Source organism: Shewanella sp. SP2S2-6 (assembly GCF_031931965.1).
Lineage (GTDB): Bacteria > Pseudomonadota > Gammaproteobacteria > Enterobacterales > Shewanellaceae > Shewanella > Shewanella baltica.
In genome coordinates this window covers 1-17,498 of sequence record NZ_JAUOEQ010000049.1, presented here as the reverse complement: position 1 = coordinate 17,498, position 17,498 = coordinate 1, and the positions used below count along the sequence as shown (strand labels likewise).

The 17,498-nt window shown below is 40.3% G+C and carries 20 protein-coding genes and 2 pseudogenes; 7 read left to right on the top strand and 15 right to left on the bottom strand.

Going from position 1 to position 17,498, the window contains the following annotated elements; genetic code table 11:
• The first annotated feature begins 494 nt into the window (after positions 1-494).
• The gene (locus Q4Q57_RS20595) at positions 495-1,430 is read left to right on the top strand and encodes an HNH endonuclease (protein WP_311891894.1); all 936 of its coding nucleotides are present in this window, start codon (positions 495-497) and stop codon (positions 1,428-1,430) included.
• A gap of 66 nt (positions 1,431-1,496) precedes the next feature.
• Here the strand turns inward: Q4Q57_RS20595 and Q4Q57_RS20590 are convergent, their stop codons facing one another.
• The 4 genes from Q4Q57_RS20590 to Q4Q57_RS20575 form a co-directional block, all read right to left on the bottom strand.
• Positions 1,497-1,619 (bottom strand): hypothetical protein, encoded by a 123-nt coding sequence (locus Q4Q57_RS20590; RefSeq protein WP_311891893.1) that lies wholly within the window; start codon positions 1,617-1,619, stop codon positions 1,497-1,499.
• Positions 1,620-1,621: 2 nt separating this feature from the next.
• Positions 1,622-1,780, bottom strand: coding sequence for a hypothetical protein (locus Q4Q57_RS20585; RefSeq protein ID WP_311891892.1), 159 nt, complete (start codon positions 1,778-1,780; stop codon positions 1,622-1,624).
• 452 nt (positions 1,781-2,232) lie between these two features.
• Positions 2,233-3,210, bottom strand: a complete 978-nt coding sequence (locus Q4Q57_RS20580) for a hypothetical protein (RefSeq protein WP_311891891.1) — start codon at positions 3,208-3,210, stop codon at positions 2,233-2,235.
• A 236-nt stretch (positions 3,211-3,446) separates the two neighbouring features.
• Positions 3,447-4,268 (bottom strand): hypothetical protein, encoded by an 822-nt coding sequence (locus Q4Q57_RS20575; protein WP_311891890.1) that lies wholly within the window; start codon positions 4,266-4,268, stop codon positions 3,447-3,449.
• A 53-nt stretch (positions 4,269-4,321) separates the two neighbouring features.
• Here Q4Q57_RS20575 and Q4Q57_RS20570 point away from each other — a divergent pair.
• Positions 4,322-4,670 (top strand): annotated as a pseudogene (locus tag Q4Q57_RS20570) (IS4 family transposase); the annotation flags it as partial.
• A 67-nt stretch (positions 4,671-4,737) separates the two neighbouring features.
• Here the strand turns inward: Q4Q57_RS20570 and Q4Q57_RS20565 are convergent.
• On the bottom strand, positions 4,738-5,079 hold the full coding sequence (locus tag Q4Q57_RS20565; protein WP_311891889.1) for a hypothetical protein: 342 nt from the start codon (positions 5,077-5,079) through the stop codon (positions 4,738-4,740).
• A gap of 618 nt (positions 5,080-5,697) precedes the next feature.
• Between Q4Q57_RS20565 and Q4Q57_RS20560 the strand changes: the two genes are divergently transcribed.
• Positions 5,698-6,126 carry a DUF6957 family protein gene (locus Q4Q57_RS20560; protein ID WP_311891888.1) on the top strand — a complete coding sequence of 143 codons (429 nt, stop codon included), beginning with the start codon at positions 5,698-5,700 and terminating at the stop codon, positions 6,124-6,126.
• A 144-nt stretch (positions 6,127-6,270) separates the two neighbouring features.
• Here the strand turns inward: Q4Q57_RS20560 and Q4Q57_RS20555 are convergent, their stop codons facing one another.
• The 3 genes from Q4Q57_RS20555 to Q4Q57_RS20545 form a co-directional block, all read right to left on the bottom strand.
• Positions 6,271-7,011, bottom strand: coding sequence for a PhzF family phenazine biosynthesis protein (locus Q4Q57_RS20555; protein ID WP_311891887.1), 741 nt, complete (start codon positions 7,009-7,011; stop codon positions 6,271-6,273).
• A gap of 120 nt (positions 7,012-7,131) precedes the next feature.
• Entirely contained in the window at positions 7,132-7,497 is a 366-nt protein-coding gene (locus tag Q4Q57_RS20550; RefSeq protein ID WP_012089217.1) for a hypothetical protein, read from the bottom strand.
• Positions 7,498-7,791: 294 nt separating this feature from the next.
• Positions 7,792-8,748 carry a Shedu immune nuclease family protein gene (locus tag Q4Q57_RS20545; RefSeq protein ID WP_311891886.1) on the bottom strand — a complete coding sequence of 319 codons (957 nt, stop codon included), beginning with the start codon at positions 8,746-8,748 and terminating at the stop codon, positions 7,792-7,794.
• A gap of 664 nt (positions 8,749-9,412) precedes the next feature.
• On the opposite strand from Q4Q57_RS20545, the gene Q4Q57_RS20540 reads away from it, so the two are divergent.
• The gene (locus Q4Q57_RS20540) at positions 9,413-9,628 is read left to right on the top strand and encodes a hypothetical protein (protein WP_263186900.1); all 216 of its coding nucleotides are present in this window, start codon (positions 9,413-9,415) and stop codon (positions 9,626-9,628) included.
• 101 nt (positions 9,629-9,729) lie between these two features.
• Complete coding sequence (locus Q4Q57_RS20535; RefSeq protein WP_263212441.1) at positions 9,730-10,086, top strand: group II intron maturase-specific domain-containing protein; 357 nt, start codon at positions 9,730-9,732, stop codon at positions 10,084-10,086.
• 81 nt (positions 10,087-10,167) lie between these two features.
• On the opposite strand, the gene Q4Q57_RS20530 is transcribed toward Q4Q57_RS20535, so the two are convergent.
• The 4 genes from Q4Q57_RS20530 to Q4Q57_RS20515 all read right to left on the bottom strand — a co-directional run bounded on the left by Q4Q57_RS20530 (position 10,168) and on the right by Q4Q57_RS20515 (position 14,010).
• Positions 10,168-11,064: a hypothetical protein gene (locus Q4Q57_RS20530; protein WP_311891885.1), complete on the bottom strand. Its 897-nt coding sequence runs from the start codon at positions 11,062-11,064 to the stop codon at positions 10,168-10,170.
• 702 nt (positions 11,065-11,766) lie between these two features.
• On the bottom strand, positions 11,767-12,465 hold the full coding sequence (locus Q4Q57_RS20525; RefSeq protein WP_006081628.1) for a DUF2931 family protein: 699 nt from the start codon (positions 12,463-12,465) through the stop codon (positions 11,767-11,769).
• A gap of 112 nt (positions 12,466-12,577) precedes the next feature.
• Complete coding sequence (locus Q4Q57_RS20520; RefSeq protein WP_311891884.1) at positions 12,578-13,423, bottom strand: MBL fold metallo-hydrolase; 846 nt, start codon at positions 13,421-13,423, stop codon at positions 12,578-12,580.
• Positions 13,424-13,620: 197 nt separating this feature from the next.
• Positions 13,621-14,010: an H-NS family nucleoid-associated regulatory protein gene (locus tag Q4Q57_RS20515; protein ID WP_006081626.1), complete on the bottom strand. Its 390-nt coding sequence runs from the start codon at positions 14,008-14,010 to the stop codon at positions 13,621-13,623.
• 373 nt (positions 14,011-14,383) lie between these two features.
• Between Q4Q57_RS20515 and Q4Q57_RS20510 the strand changes: the two are divergent.
• Positions 14,384-14,809, top strand: a pseudogene (locus tag Q4Q57_RS20510) (group II intron maturase-specific domain-containing protein); the annotation flags it as partial.
• 81 nt (positions 14,810-14,890) lie between these two features.
• Here Q4Q57_RS20510 and Q4Q57_RS20505 read toward each other — a convergent pair.
• The 3 genes from Q4Q57_RS20505 to Q4Q57_RS20495 all read right to left on the bottom strand — a co-directional run bounded on the left by Q4Q57_RS20505 (position 14,891) and on the right by Q4Q57_RS20495 (position 16,313).
• Positions 14,891-15,508, bottom strand: a complete 618-nt coding sequence (locus Q4Q57_RS20505) for a hypothetical protein (RefSeq protein WP_311891883.1) — start codon at positions 15,506-15,508, stop codon at positions 14,891-14,893.
• A gap of 113 nt (positions 15,509-15,621) precedes the next feature.
• Positions 15,622-15,858 carry a hypothetical protein gene (locus tag Q4Q57_RS20500; RefSeq protein ID WP_106650479.1) on the bottom strand — a complete coding sequence of 79 codons (237 nt, stop codon included), beginning with the start codon at positions 15,856-15,858 and terminating at the stop codon, positions 15,622-15,624.
• A 104-nt stretch (positions 15,859-15,962) separates the two neighbouring features.
• Positions 15,963-16,313, bottom strand: coding sequence for a hypothetical protein (locus tag Q4Q57_RS20495; RefSeq protein ID WP_147287769.1), 351 nt, complete (start codon positions 16,311-16,313; stop codon positions 15,963-15,965).
• Positions 16,314-17,074: 761 nt separating this feature from the next.
• Here Q4Q57_RS20495 and Q4Q57_RS20490 point away from each other — a divergent pair.
• On the top strand, positions 17,075-17,498 hold a 424-nt coding region (locus Q4Q57_RS20490), incomplete at its 3' end, for a hypothetical protein (RefSeq protein WP_311891882.1).

Genomic DNA, 17,498 nt, shown 5'->3' with positions numbered 1-17,498 from the left:
TTTTCGGGACAGTCATCTTCACCACGGATCTGGCAGTAGGCATCAAGCTCTGGGTTTAGTTGCCGTGAACGGCCATCGTCATCATGTTTAGACATAATTACTTACCTCCCTGTTTGCCATTACCTGAGTTTTTTGCTGCAGCACTCTGAAAGTTTGCGGCAAAACCGCCCTTAGCTACAGTGATTTGCAATTGAGCTTGGAATACAAGCGGCTGCTTGTGGGGTCATTGGTGTTTTTTGTTACTCATATTTTATCTCCAATATTGTGCTGTATTAACCAGCTTCTACAATAATATCTGAGCCTTGTCTTGTTATTGTGAGGGCGGAGATTATCCAAAATATTACTAGTTCAATCTTTTGACCATATTGCACAAAGGCATTGATTTGTAAGTAAGCCTTGCTTTGATTACTACTGTGAAAGTTGTGTTGATTGATATGAGAAAGTAAGTTTGAATAGAAGTGTAATTGGAGATTAAATTTACTGAAAGGGATTCTATGAACGTATCATGGGTAAAGCGCTTTTTTACGACAGAAGAGTATACAGTTAAATATTTTGTCTGCAGTGAAAGGGCTGCATGGCGAGGTTGTAGTGGCTTTGGTAGCATACAAAACGCACTGTTTGAGGATAAAGGTGCTAGTACCATGCTGAATGGTTATTCCTCCCATATTGATAAACAGCGTGATAAATATGGAGCTCCATATTTTTGCGTCATGTGGCTGGAGGGTGATGAAAAGTTGGATAAAGCGCTTATTGTTAATGAGAACGAGGTAGCTTTTGTATCTGTATCCAGAATAGCCCATTTCGACAAAACAAATGTTACTAACTGGGATATAAAATATCCTCTAGAAGAAACTGAGCTAAGGAAGGAGGCGACTAAGGTCAAAACGTCGTTAGAGTCAATATTTTCCGATGCCGAATTTAAAGTTCCTTTATCTGAAGAAGCCTTTAGCACATTATGTGAAGCAATAACGAACCCAAGCCAACCTAGCGATATTATTGATGATTTATCTGAGTTTTTAATGCTGAATAAATCAACAGAAATTGAGACAATTATTAAAAGTCGCGTAGGCCAAGGACATTTCAGAAAGCAGCTTGTTGATTATTGGAAAGGCTGTGCTGTCTCAGGGTGTAAAAATACAATCTTGTTAAAAGCATCACACATTAAACCTTGGGCTAAATCAAACAACCAAGAACGATTAGATTTTTACAATGGCTTGTTGCTAATACCAGGTTTGGACACCGTTTTTGATGCAGGACTAATTACATTTTCATCTACTGGTGAAATGCAAGTATCAGATACACTCCCCTTATCAGATCTTGCCTACTTAGGTGTATATACACCAACCAATAAAATTGTAGGGATTACTGATAAACATGCCCAATATTTGGAATATCATAGAAAATATGTCTTCGAATATTGGCTGAAATAGACTTCAATTCGTTTTGACAAAGGGCGGCCAAAATAAAAAAGCTGCCCTGTCAGAAATGACTACTCTCTATTCATCATCAAGTTGCACTTGCCAGTCTTCAGGACGTTCGTCTTCACCACGGCTCTGCCAGTAGGCATCATGCTCAGGGTTTAGTTGCTGTGAACGGTTATCGTCATCATGTTTAGACATAATTACTTGCCTCCCTTCTTGCCATTACCAGAGTTCTTTGCTGCAGCACTCTGTGCTTTTGCGGCAAAACTGCCCTTAGTTACAGTGCCCCCGTTTTGATTTGCAGTTGAGCTTTGAATACGAGCGGCTGCTTGAGGGGTCATTGGTGTTTTATTGCTCATGTTATTTCTCCAATTTAGGGTTAATTTGGCAGGAGCCCCTGCCAACAAGAGATATTGTGCCTGAGCTTTTTGGGCTTGCAGTGGGGGGGGAATCGTCCAAATTTGAATATTTTTTGAATTTGCACTGTATTCAATTGATTTGTTGGCTATTATTTGTGCAGTGCCTCTGTGTTATAAGAGCTTTCAAGATTGCATCAAAATTAATCGTATAAAAATCAGATACAAAAGATGTCGTTAATCTTCTGGTAAAGGGATGGAGCAGGATGACCTACATAAGGTCGAGTTACACGCTATTGCACAATTATCACTATTAGGTTGGCAATACATTGCGGGTTCTAAGCTCACTCTTGGCTCCAGCAAACTCAGTTCGCCTTGCTATATTATTGATATCGACACCTTTGTAGTGTTCACATGATCTGATCGCATCGTAAGCTAAAGGCTCATCCGCCCTATTATGTTGTTAGCACTTCTAAAAAGCTAACTTTAACTATATAGGACGTTTCTTGTAGATACTTTTCCATAAACTTTAGAGTACCATTTGCTGAATAAATTTTTGATTTAAGTTGCATGGATGCTTCTTTATTAACAGCATATTTAGAGGCTTCTTTGATTTCTAGAGTCGCATTGGTACATCCACCTACTTCCCTAGCTGTTATTAAAGCGTTCCAAGAAGGCTCGAAATTAAGCCATGCATATCCATCGCGATCAAATTTATCGCCATACTTCCAAGGCTTACCTTTTAACGAAAAAACTCGGATATTCTTCTCACTACTTTCTCTGCCCGACTCAGACTTAGCGAGAATAGATGCATTTGCAACAACTTTAACGCCACCACCGATTGAACCTGACTTTTCATCATCAAAAAAACTGTCTACATATTTTGCTATTTCAACATTGGTGGCACCAAGGTGAACCAATAGTGTTAACAACTCTGATTCTCTCTCTTCAAAAAGAACATCGTCAAAAATATGCTCTGGTATATATAACTTTTGTTTAGAAGCATGCTGATAAGCAGCTAATGGATGTAGTCGATAGGTTTCCCCAGTTTGCGGGTGTCCAGGAGGAAACTTAAGACCAAGATCTAAAGCTTGTTGCTTATCTAATGAGTGCTTGCTAATAAAAGTTTGAAGTTCATGGTAACTCTCTTCAGGCACTGTTTCAGTGTTATCATGAGAAACAACTAACTTATATATTGCTGGAATTGCGACAGAAGCACCAATTAGCAACGAGATGGGTGCTAGGAAAGATAAAGCTGAAATACCTAAACCTGTAGCACTAGATATAGCAGCCCCCGCAGTATGAATGTTAGCATTTGAAGTCGTTTTAGTTTTTTTACTTGAATTTGCTACGTCTTCAACATCGGGAATAGTAAAATTTGGTACATACTTTTTCTCTTCACATTTAAAATCTGATATATAAATTAGATCCATTAATAAACTACCTTTCATATTTAAAAATTGATTCAGCTTTAGCAGAATTGCACTCTGTTAAGAGTGCTTTAGCTCAAACTAAGTAAGCAAAAAGAGATACCTCACTAGTTCCTGTCAGTCTAAATCCCTACTAGAGGCAATCTAATTAGGGCATAAACTTTGAGAAATATCAAATAGATGATTGTTGAACAGATGAAATTGCATTTAATACGATATACATTGACATACGATTTTCTTTAAAAGTTCCAGAATAGTCGGTCAGACATACAAGCTTCAGACTCTTTGATAATTGATTGTTTATTTTGGCGTGAATCATCGATTAGATGTTGAAATGCATTGACGGCCATGCGAGTTGCGTCACCAGAATTATAACCCATACCTCTATATTCACGTTTCGCTTCGTCTATCACACGATTGATTTCAGCTGTATACACATTGTTAGAACTGAAATCAGGACGGCATTGTGATGCGTACTTTGTACGTAATTCAGCTTCACGAGCAGCAAATTCTTCAGCTGTTAGTGATGCAATTTTAGCGTCAAGCTCAATCTGACGTTGTTTCTTCCGTTGGCTTAACTCTGCATCTCGCACCTTACGATTAGCTTCAGCTTGCACAATGCGGTCAGCTTCTACTTTCTGCTTCTGTACTTCTTGAGCCTTTTCGTACAAACGATACTTTTGGTTTTGTAAGCCTGTATCATAATCTTGTATTAGACGACTAAGATTACCTGCTATGTCATTAGCGACATCACGCAGTTGCATTAGCTCAGTAACTGACTTGTTACATTCAGCAGGCAGAGTTTTGAACAAGCTCGGAGTACATGTATCAATTGGGAGACTAATGAGATAATTAATGTGCTCTTGATAATCGTGAGATAGTTGTTTGTATTCAAGAGACATCTGTTGATATTGATCACGTTCAGTCTCAGTGAACACATATTCAGGAGACATCATGGAGGTTGTTTCACGATCAATTGTACTCTTATGCAGATCAGTGATCATTGCGGCTGAACTGCTAAAACTTAATGTGATGAGTGCTGCTAGAAGTAATTTACTCATAATGCGTTCCAATTAATTAACTTACAGCTATTAAACCTACTAGATCCAATATCATGCGTGATATCGACATGTTACACGATTTGCTCAAAAAACAATGCCCTCAAATAAATCAAAAACGCCTTAATTAGCTGATAATTGCTACCAAATCTTTACTCGATGGCAACCAACTCTCATTAAAGCATTTAGAACGGAACATGAAGGGTAACGTTGTACCAAAACAAAAAATTAAGCGCACTGACCGACTGCTTGGGAATTTGCATCTTACCAAAGATAAGTTCGCTATTTATCAATGGCATGCGCTTTGTCTCTGCTACACAAATCCGATGCCCATCATCATTGTGGATTGGTCTGATGTACGCGAGCAACTGAGGATGTTTACAATACGCGCATCAATCGTCGATGCAGTTTCTACTTCTTTTTCTATTAGAAGAATCTCAAAAGCTATATCTAGTCCAAGAATAGCGAATCGTTACTTATCTTTATTAATCAACAGAGAATCTTGAACATGTTTTATTAAAGAGGCTTCGCATCGCTTTACAGAATTTGTAACATCTAAGTCATTTCTTTGTGCTTCATAGAGAATATTCATTCTCAGCTGATGAGCGTTCACTTCGGTAAGCAAAGGATGCGTAGTTATAACAAAGCCATCTGGATTCTTTAGAAATGCAGCCGAAGCTTTTTGATTGCTCTGCCCGTCACGAGCCCACGAAAGCATACTATTTTTGGTCGGTGTTGGACTAGATATTGGCAATATAACGGTATAAACAGAACTATCTTCAAAATTGAACACATATAAATTGTGGGTAGACATACTTCGTCCTTAACTAAATTAAAATGCAAATTTAAATCCATTATAAGAAAAAAGCGTTAAACTTTTAATTCCTACTTTAATTATTTTTGCCCAAGAAGCCTAATGCCGGCTTGAGGAAAGTTTGGTTTGGATGCGCATGCACTCAAACCAATGACTACAGTATCACGAGATATTTCATTGCAGCTCCTTGCCCTAACCTAACCAACAGTGCTTGAATGCCAAGCTGCAGTCGCGCAAAGAAAAACGCATCAATGCAGCGACTCTAAACAGATTTAGCATGCCTATACCGAAACTGAGCATTAACGATCGAAGTAAAATTAATTTACGCAAGACCTCCTTCATTAAGCTGATGTTATTAAATGTTAACGGCTAAAAAATGGCAAGCTAATTACCTTCGAAATGGGTCTCGAGTAACACAGTGAAAATTGATGATGGACAGTCTTGCACTGAAGAGAGAGTTATTTATGTAAGTTAATTTTAATGATGTCTACTGGCAGAATCGTATTGAACATCTAAACTAAAATTGGGTTGTTGCAATGTTCGTGATATGCAGTCCGGTTTATAGTGTAAATCAGCTGCTTAAACGCACTTGCGCCTTTAACATTTAAGGAGCAACCCATGACAGAAAAACTGGCTCAACAAGCTGAAATAACAGCAGAACTGTTCTCTCTTGAAGGCATCCCTACCGCATATGGTTGTCGAATGGATGATATTGAACAGATGAAATTGCATTGTAAGTCAATCCAACCATTCAAAGCTTGGTGCGTCGTTTCAGAGTGGATCATTTGGATTATTGATGTCCCACAAGGCCCCCCTGGCACTCACCCTATTAAAGAGCTGGTACTTGCGAATAACATAATTGAAGATGGCCAAGGCCGTTTCCCCAGTGGCGGATGGGTCAGAACCACAATAGTTGTCCATACTCACCATAACTGCATCTTTGAAACGAACAATACCTTCTACATTTTAGTGGGAAGCGGTAACAGTAAGCGCCTCTCCCTCAACGAGTTTGGTCAGAAAATTAAGTTATTCAGTCAAATCTACTGATACGCTCAAAATGGGCTCTTGAATAAGGGCCTACCTACCTTGCTAGTAAAGTCGATGATATAGAGTAAACCACAGCAATCGCAACCACCGCGGCTCAATGGAACAGGAAACGCCACGCGTTGACAGTCCCTATTGAAGCGTTAGTTAAATTGTAATTGCTCGCAGCTTTGCTTGAGCAAATACTGTTATTGAATTCTCAGTTGCTCGCTCTACTTCAAAATAACCACCGCACATTGAAAGTTGACGCACATTCAATGAGTCTGAACCAAATTTTGTAAACCAATACGGTGCAAGAGAGCATTGTGCTGAGCCTGTTGCCAAATCTTCAGATATGCCAATTTTTGGAGCAAAGTATCTTAGAACATAACCATTATTACTATTTGCAGCCGTCACAATTAAAGCATGATATTCATTGATTTCTCTCAAGCGCTTATAATCTGGCTGGAAATTTATTACCGTCTCTACCGAGGGGAAAACTAAGACTAAATCTCGAGTAGAAAAAACATCAATGGCATCAATCGCCAAATCAGATATTTCTGCTGGAACAGCACAAGGCTTACCTTCCCAGCTCGGCAATACGAGTGAATATAGGCCATTTCTTTTAGAAATCACTACCTCACCGTGTTTACTGTTGAAAACTACTTTTTCCAATGGGTACTTAGAAAGGATCGCTGCACCAGCTCCCAAACTACCGTGACCACAAAGGTTAATTTCACCATCCAATGCAAACCAGCGAATGTGAAATTGTCCGTCGACGTTAGTAATGAACGAAGTCACTGGCAGTCCAACATCATGAGTAATTTGATGCAACTCAGTATCAGACAGCCAGTTATTTAGCTCTAACACTCCACAAGGATTGCCAAAAGCCGATTCGCCGCTAAACACATCATAAATCTCTATTTTGATAATCCACCATCCTTGACTGCAATGTAACGCTTTGCACACGTGCAGTCGGCGCGAAGCGGCGCCAGTCAAAGCCCCAACGGGGCGATGTGCTACAACTTGTTATAGGGCAGGTTTACCATGAAATGCAACATATAAACTTTGTAGCTTTGTTGGCACTAAAGGCCAGCCCATTTCTTTAGTTTTCTGGCTAGCCTGCCAAAACAAATGTTCTACATAATACACATCAATAAACTCAAACTCTTTTGGATGCGCATTGGGTAATTTTTCATTTATGTAATCTAGATAGCTTTGAGCTAACGCAATATTGCCAGAAGAAAATGCCTGAGTAGTAGCATTTGCAAACTCCTCCATTTTTGAAGTGGCCATAAAGACATCGTGCGAATCCATTTTGCGTTTCACTTCTGGGAATAAAAAGCATATCTCATTCAAGAAATTATCGATAATTGGCTCTTCTGTCTCGTTCATATTTAAGTCCTATTACGCCCAAATTTAGCGCGGAAAACCGCGCAGCGGGTTGCCGGCAATAATATTTGATTATTATGTGATAACTACGCGCACCACTCGCCTACTGCATCAGGCGAAACAAAACCATACATCATAATGTTGTCTGGTGTTTCTCCGAACCCTAACGCAAACTCATTTGTAGACTCTAGTGTAAGCAGCCAGCGGTTACCCATTTTTGCGATTGCTAGCACATTTGATTTCTATGTTTGTCATAATCGTGCCCAATAAGCGAAGCGAATGTTGTTTATTGTTTTGTTAGCCGCGTTTCCCAATTATGCGCTTTGCCCTTTCTAAGACATGATCAAACGTCATAATTGTTAGGTTATGGTAACTACTATTGAGTACGCGAAATGCCTGTTGTTGCTCTTTATTCCAATCATTTGAGCGCCCGTAAATTAAAGTGCACCTTGGCTTGATGGTTTTAACGTAGCCTACCCTTTCCATGAACTTGACGCTGTTAGCTTCCAGTTCAACTTCATGAATGTAACTCTGGGATTGAGTGATAGCTTTAATTAGGTCAGAGTGCGGATAATAGTTATTGTGGTCAAGTCCCGTAGACCAAAATTTAAGGCTTCCCTCAGGGCGTTTTATTTCGACAATATCCAGAAAACCATCATAGCTTTCCATCAGAAAGTCTGAAATATTGTGGGTATCTATAGCCCTCTCATCTAGAACTTTGACAAAGTCACTACCAAGAACCCAACTATTTTTTTCAAACCAGTTTTGCCATACGTTTTCAGTAAAGTCCGACTCTAAAAGGTATTGGAATTCATCTAGCGCTCGGACTTTTCGAGCATGCTCTAAACCTAACTCTAGATCTTCAGGGATTACCTCATTTGCCAAAAGGAACTCAAGCATTCCCCGTTTGTCTGGCAAATTCAACAACTGTTTAATTTGCTCAGCATTGGAAAGATCATACGGATTATCAAGTGGCAAGAAAGCTCTAGTACCTTGCTTGAAAGGTTCATAATTGTTTGAAATAAAATCAATTAAATTGTGAAACTCTTCACTGTCTAGTGTTAGTTCACTTTTAGGGCTATCGAGCTCGAGAGTTTCACTCTCATGCCAACTCTTTGGTTTATTGTATCTACCAAGCTTCAAAAACACTTCATCTTCTGAAGTGTTGTGCGGAATCTTCCAAAATATAGCTCTAGACAGAACACGAGGTTTATCACGAATTATCCTAACTAATCTGTCTTTAATTTGTGCCATGATACCTCTCAATTAACTCATAGCTGCTAACGCCCGCCACAAACGCGAGCAACTTGTTGCGAGTCGAGCGCTCAAAGGGCGCGTTTTTGATGGCGATGTGTACGCCCAGCATGGCATGAACTAATGAGGTGAAAGTCCTCTGTAGGAAGATCACCGTTCAATAACATCCTGTTATTAAACGTTAACTACTAGCGAATGGCAAGAGCTTATCCGCGAGGATTGGTTTGAAGGAAGCCGCTAGCAAATTTGCGAGCTGATGAACAAGAACATCATATGAGGCGTAGGCTAGAGGTGAGTTGGCAGGGCCTCCCCCAAGCAGTAAGGGGACAAGACGAAATCACGTGATTTAATGGCCACCGTAAATGATGCAGCAGTGCAAAGAAAGTTCATGTTCTTATCTGGGGAGATCTGCTTAACACGCGATCGGCCATTAACCAGTCAGGCTCTGGTTTATAAGTGCCTTGGCTTTTCAGTGTCATCGACTGAAAAGAGCGAACCAGATGAAAACCGATAGCGCATGACGGGGCAACTCGGCATGTGATTAAGCAAAAGTCAGCAGACGGCATAGTAGCCCAACGCCCATCGTAATGGATGGGATAGCATACCCCGCGTTAGCGTTGTGGGTACATGGTGAAGGCCTGAACATTTAGAAGAAGGAAGAGTCTTGTCAAACTTGTTGATACCTACTACGTCGCCAGACGATTACTATCAGCAGCGTATTGATATGCAACCAGCCTTCAACAGCGATTTATTCCAACAACTGCTTCAGCCTGAGAATTTACACCGAGCTTGGCGTCAGGTTAAAGCCAATAATGGCGCGGCTGGTATCGATGGCATGACCAAAGCCAAGTGGTTAAGGTACGACAAAGCAAGTTCCTAGGGTTTACCTTTAACCGCGGAAAGATCCAGTGGCATGTCAAAACACTGCACATCTTTAAACAAAAGATAAGGCGACTGACAAACCGCAATTGGGGCGTGAGCATGAGCTATCAATTGTTTAAAGTGCGGCAATACATGCAAGGCTGGATCAATTACTTTGGCATAGCCAACGCTTACCAAGAGTGTGTCGATTTAGACCACTGGATCCGTCGTCGAGTACGTATGTGCTACTGGCGTCAATGGCGAAAGCCACGGACTAAGGTACAAAACTTACTCAAACGTGGCGTCAGGATCCAAGCGGCCGTTGCTTGTGGAATTACAAGCAAAGGGCCGTGGCGAAGCTCGAAAACACCAGGGATACAGCAAGCGCTGAGTAATGAGTATCTTAAGAAAGCAGGATTGTATTCACTGAGAGATGGATGGATCGCGGTTAACTATCCGAACCAGAAAACAGGTTAGGCGTTCTAAATGAACCGCCCTGTGCAGAGCCGCATGCAGGGTGGTGTGGGGGCTGGAGGCTAAATACCTCCGGCTACCCGATTAGGCATGGATTGCCAGCTTTTCTTGAAGAGCTTGATCATCAATACTCATAAGCTCCTGTTTAGTAATAATGCAAACTAGATCTTTTCCTTTTCGACCTTCTGACTCTTCAGACAGCCGATTTATTAACTGATTGTACTTTTCTTCATTGTAAGCCGCCGAATCAATAACGATGAGGAGAAGTGTATTAGGCAATCTGTTTGTAACCTGAGAATATACGCTCTTTGCATATATGTTTTTCAAATATACTTCGCGAAGCCAGCCGAAGTTAAACCCCTTCCTTATATATTTAACTTCAACTATATAGTCCTTGGTTAACAAGGCCTTACCACGAAGCAATATATCCAGTTCAACATTCGCCACCATTTTGTTGTGACTAACTTCAAACTTATTCCCATACACCTTTGATAACTTGCCGTAGACAAGCTCTTCCACTTTCGAGTATTGCGATCTAAACGAATTAAGAATGTAGGAATCCGAACTTCCAGACTCTGCAACCTGAAGACTCTCGTACTCTGACGTTTCTTTCTCTTCTATTTCATCTTTGGTTGCGTCGCGAAGTGATTGCTTCTTGATTTCGACATCGAGCCTTGTTTGCTCGTCAAGATGAAGCTGGTTTTTCCTCCAGTTTTTCAGGCCAAGAAAAATGAATGTTATTCCTACAGCAGAACCGATAGAGGAGAACCATGGAATAAAGCTAACGATAAACGAAACTGCGTACTGCCTTTTAATTACCACTGCCTTAGCCACATCTGACAGTGCGTTTATCTCTGATTCTGGTCGGAATAAATCGAAAGGCTCCCTAAGAAACATCCAAGGAGCCAAAATAGATAGGGTTATCAATACTACACCCAGAGATACTATAAATTTATATAGATCTCCAAATTCAAACTTCATCCTCGCTCCTTCTAATGCCTAACGTCTTAGTATTTATGCGCTGCGCTGTTTGCAGGGCATAAATCGCTTGTTGGACTTGGCCGCAGCCACATCCATGTCAATTGGTATAAATGATGCTATAGGAATTTGCTTTTTTGCGGTAGCGGTTTTTTATACCGCTTGATGGGTAATCACTTGATATCTTTTTACCTTTTTCATTCTGTCACGCTCACTTTCAACTGATTATTGACCTTGGTTGACAGCATTTTGGCCTCGTATTCCAGCTGAAATTCGTATCACATTTTCTCATTTGCTAACGTAATTGCGGTTGGATAACGGATAAGGCCAGAATTAGGTAGCATTACTAAAATTGGGCCAATGTTCTGATGTTGGATTTAGCTAGATGCCACTTTGCTAACATGCAATGGGGCAAAAGTTGGTTAGTACATTCGCACTAAATTGTCCATGTCAGATGAGAAAAAGTATCTCGAAGCCTCAAACACTTTTATGTAGCTTGGATTCATATGTTAAGCAGCTTTTCAATAAGGCAATTCATCAGCTTTGACACCAACATATGTACTGTTTGAAGGGCATAAAATGCGTTTTGGACTTGGCCGCAGCTACATCCGTGTCTATTGGTATTAATGATGCTATAGGAATTGGCTTTTTTGCGTATGGTCATTGGGAATAGCAGCAGTAAGAATATCCAGTTCATTGATATCATCATTGCACGGGGTTTGTATCTGTTTTGGGCTGTGCGGCACGGTAAGCATCCATGATCGGAGCCCAAGCCATGCCACTGGGTGTGGGGTACTGTTGATAGGCATCACCATATGCTTTATCAAAATCGTCGAACCACACTTTGTAGACTTTGGTGACGGAATTTTCCTTGTCTTGCGAGGTTTGAATTTCCTTAGCAATCCCCCTAGCCAGCAGGATATCAGGCTTCACTTTGGCATTGGTTAAAAACGCCTCGACATAACCTCCGGTCGCCATACCCAACCCAATATTCCTACGACGCTCTTCACGCCACTCATCCCTCACTTTGAAGCGATAAGGTTGCGCAATTATGCTTTCTAACTCTGCTGGCAACGCCAAACTTATTCGATAGCGCTTCTTGTCGTGAAATGAAATCCACTCTAGCTCCACCTGATCCGGAATCGGCCGTGTGGTGTGACTTCCTTTAGAAATACTCCAGCGATAGTCTTTTTCTTTTAATCCTTCAGCCCCGAAAAATCCGGCAGAACCATTGGTTGAGGCATCCACCAACTTACCCTGACGATAAAAGAGTACCTCGGTTACCCAAAGTTCATCTGAGTTGGAACCCACCATATGGCGCCACTCTAGATTTTTTGGCTCAGTTGGAACGGTCTGACAAGCTGTGGTCAATGGCAACAGCAGCAATAATAGTATCCAGCGCATTAATAACCTCCCTTTTGGTTATCCGTAATCTTGCTAACCTCTTTTTCACCCATTCTATTGTGGATACTGACTAGCCCGGTATCCGCGCTGTAGCGCAAGTGTACTGAGATCACTAAATTAATACGCTTCGCCCCGTTGGTAAATGTTCTAGACGATCTCCAAGGACTTCTTTAAGTAATCTAAATGCTTTCATTCCTGTGCAATGTCCTGTGTACAGCTTATCAATTGGATAGTGTGACAAAGCCTGACCGATTGCTTGAATATCTTGTTTAGTCCCACCAATGCTATTCAATAGTGGCAAACCAACCAAGTGAAAACCTCCAACAACTGCTTTTATTCTGTGGTTAGGGAACAGTTCAATAGCAGTCTCAACCATATTTAAAACACCGCTGTGAGCACAACCAGTAAAGACGATTAGGCCATCGCTTTCTTTAACTACCAATAGTAATTCATGGTCAAATGTATCATTTTTGTAACCATTTTCTGATTGGGTATAGAGATACCGATTCCCTTTTGGTTTTTCATATTTATCACTAATTTCGGTTATAATAAAAATGTTCGGCAATATCTCTGTTGTATGTTCAACAAAAATTAAGCGCTCACTAGCATTTTTTAGCAATTCTTTATTAATACCAACATCATTCTTAAAACCAAACGCCTTAAATAGATAGTTTTTATCCTCACAGTCTTTCAGATATATCTTTGCTTTGGAATTTCGTTCAATAAAGTGAGTTGTACCGTTGCAATGGTCGTGGTGACGATGAGATATCACTGCAAGATCAACATCTTGAATGCTAATATTCATCAATGCCGCATTTTCACAGAACGTACTACTGCTTCCTGTATCAAACAGAATTTGGCTTCCCATTGTCTCTACATGAAAAGAGAGCCCCCGCTCAACAGCTAGCTCTGGCCTACTGTCTAAACGAGTATTATCAACTAATGCTGTAAGTTTCATCATTATCCCAAATAGTAGTGGTAGTACCTTTACGCTTAACACCTTTTAACTGCACGAAAGTAATTAAAAGTAGGCACTTGCCATCATTACAAAAATTTAGGGATCAGGCTACTTCGCGATCAGTGATTATAAAGGGTTAAAAATTGCTTTGGGGCAGAACAGACTTTCATCAGTCTGTTCTGTTATAGACAGGGAATTTAGATCAAAAAGTCTTCGATTGAACGGCCATTTTCAATTTGTTTTTTGAAAATAGTTGGCATTCTACCTTGCCCTGTCCAAGTGACAGTTTCGCCCTCAACTACGATTGAATATTTAGCTGGACGTGGTGCTCTTGTGCTTTTTACTTTGGCAGTAACACCGCCAAGATCATCAAGTGATAAACCAGCTGACTCAATCATCTTCTGAAGTTCTGCAATTTTAGCGATACGCTCAGCATTTGCTTCAGCTTCAGCATTCGCTTCTTCTTCTCTTTCAGCAACGATCTTGCCTAACTTTTCGTACACATCTTTTAGTTCAGCAACAGATAACTCTTTAACAGAAGCTTTTAAGCGACGAGCATGAGTTAAGATCTCTAAGAATTCAGACATTGTATTTCCCTAATAAGTTTGTATCGCAACAATATAGCTGATTTTCAATTTGTAATGAATACACAAAGAGATTCAATTTAGTAGTTATTAAAGTGAATTTTTCGCGTGATTTAGCGCTTAAGCGACGTGTTTTGTGCATTATCGTAACAGATTCATGCAAAACTCAGTTTACGCAGCACAATATGCATAAATAGTCACATATCTATCAGTCTTTGATGTTTCACTCTTAATCAGCAAAGAAAACTCAATAGCATGACTGAGAGTAAGTCACTCGCTTTTGGACATAAACGTGCTCGCTTCTTCGCTATTTTAGTGATTTATGAGTTGTACCTTGTATGAATGACTTCTATATCTATGGCCAGATTCACTATGCCACTACAAAACACTGCACATCTTTAAACAAAAGATAAGGCGACGGACAAACCGCAATTGGGGCGTGAGCATGAGCTATCAATTGTTTAAAGTGCGGCAATACATGCAAGGCTGGATCAACTACTTTGGCATAGCCAACGCTTACCAAGGATGTGTCGATTTAGACCACTGGATCCGTCGTCGAGTACGTATGTGCTATTGGCGTCAATGGCGAAAGCCACGGACTAAGGTACAAAACTTACTCAAACGTGGCGTCAGGTTCCAAGCGGCCGTTGCTTGTGGAATTACAAGCAAAGGGCCGTGGCGAAGCTCGAAAACACCAGGGATACAGCAAGCGCTGAGTAATGAGTATCTTAAGAAAGCAGGATTGTATTCACTGAGAGATGGATGGATCGCGGTTCACTATCCGAACCAGAAAACAGGTTAGGCGTTCTAAATGAACCGCCCTGTGCGGAGCCGCATGCAGGGTGGTGTGGGGGCTGGAGGCTAAATACCTCCGGCTACCCGATTAGTTTTGGATATTTGCATACTTTTGGGAAGCTGGTGCATTAACTAAACTGAGCCTATATTCCATATATTTTTTAACGGTTTTTGAATCACAATATTCAACAAGATCTTCCCAAAACAATACGCCAACATCATCTTTGAAATCCTTAATAAAACAGGCGTAACTACTACTCTCGTGCTTTTTCATTTTTATGGCTGACTTCCATTTAGTGGAACTTACTAAAAGGCAAAAGTGTAATGTATATTTATAATACCTTTCTCTAATAGCGTTAATTCTTTTAAGATTACTCTTAATATCTTTCTCTATAGACCAATTAGTTAGGTATTTCGCTTCAATTGCGATCATTGTCTTTGATACTGGGTCATGAAGTAAAATATCCGCAAATTCCCCTCTGTCAGAGTCGATATCGAGTAAATATGTATGATTATCAAAACTGATTGAAGGAGACTGCAAGGACACTGTTTTATTTAATTTTTTTGATAGGTAGCTATTTATCCACACTACACGCTCGTCGTATCCATCAATAAATTCATTAAAAAAATAACCAGCAAAGAACTTTGTATAGAGGTTCCGCTCTTTTTCTGATTCTAAAACATATGGCCCTGAATTAAAAATCATACGCAATCCTATTTGTAAGAAACTAACGCTTTGCTAATTGGCTGCCGCAGCGTAACGTAGGCAGTCCAGTGGAGGCCACGCTGTTTGTGGCCGGAATGAAACTAAGCAACTTGTTAGGAGTTTTTCTGTCCGCCATGAATTAGCTCTTTATTGACCTCATTGATGAACGCCTCAACCACCTTTAGCGAAAGCCCACTTTTATGGAAGTGGATTTTTGCCTGTTTTTCCTTATAACTGACTAGCTCTGCTTCGATTATTAATTCGTTATCGAGTGTGCATTCCAAGCTAAGTGTATCGAAGTCGTTAGCGCTTGTAACAACAAGGGTATATTTTCTTCCTTCAATTTCCATGTTACTCAAGACTCCTAAGGCTTTGATAATTGGCTGCCGCAGCGCAGCAAAGGCAGTCCAGTGAGGCCATACTTGTTGTGGCCGGAACGATATTAAGCAACTTGTTATAGGCCATTTGTATCAACCTTTTGCCCGCAATGAATACATACAATTGAACCTGAAAACCAATGCCACACTACTTTATCCCTACTGCCACTTGAAGCAGGATGAGGAGGTTTAAAACCTTGGATAGTTAAACATTTACTGCAATGAGGGCAGCGATTAAAATACGCCAATATTGCGTGACATAATGCAGCAATAAAGAAAGCTCCAAACAAATATACAAGAATTGCAGCACTTGAGTTTGGATCAGCAAAAATCTTTAAATATGCCAAAGTGCTCAAAAGTGAAATTAGTATCGCCCAAGTAATAAAAACACTTAAGACATCTAGTTTCCCTAATGTCGATTTATTCATCCAACTTCCTTATGGCTTATAACGTCTTAGTATTTATGCGCTGCGCTGTTTACTTCATTAGACCAGTGAAAACGCGCACAGTTAACTATCTGTATGCAAAGAACTTATCAGCTTTTCATCAAATACACCATCCGGAAAAACGCGCATGCGCGTTTTCCAAACCTATCAACTAATTTGGCCGAAGTGTATCCAAATGATTTTAAGGGGGTTTATTAATTTTAGGATGGATAAACGCGCAAACTAATGAGTTTAAAAACACTCAAAAGCATTGAAATTTAAACACGACTGTATACCCATACATTGTTAGTCGCTTTACGGTAGGGCTATATATTTGGTAAATAGATGAGATTTTGTAGGGTAATTCATTCGTCAGTTTTCGATTCACTAAATGAATGCTAGCAAGCTTTGGGGCATAAACGTGCCAGAACTGATCGGCCTGACACGAGTTTGGACAAAAATCACTTAGAGGGAATGCTGTGGCTTAGTTAAGTTCGATTAGAAAAAGTAAGGTGAAACGCTAAGAATCAAGACCCGATCCTGACGGGTAACTCACCTAGGCCAGAGCAAGAAGTTAGTTGGTGAGTGTATATAAACCATAACAAATTATGGTTGGTTACAAGAATGGCATAACTACTGGTTAAGGCTATGGATTGGGAAGGTCAAATTAATCAATAAAAAGATAGCTTAAGGATAATTTTTTCAATAAAAAAATCATATAATTAGGCGTACACTTAGTATCTGACTAGGATCGGAGAATAATAATGGCTGACTACGAGTTCGAAGAAGGTGATGTGAATATCGGAAACTTGGGTGAAACTAAACTAACAGAGTGGTGTGATGCAGCAAGACTCACATCAAACGAATCACTCCACGAAGATAAAATGGGTTGGGATCATCTTATTGAGTTCCCTTACCTCAAGTCCGATAAACCTAAAGATAAGCAGCCAAAACCAATAGAATGCAAGGTTCAAGTTAAGTCAACGTTCCGTGAAGATGGTGGTGTTCAAATCAAACTGTCAGCATTAAAAAGACTCGTTGATTATACCTCCCCTGCTTTTATACTGTTCTACGAATTCAAAGGTAAAGAAGCCCCCACGCTTGACAACTCCTATCTCGTCCACGTTGATAAAAATATCATTTCGCGAGTTCTTAAGCGAATTCGTGAAGAGCACGTTAAAGACAATC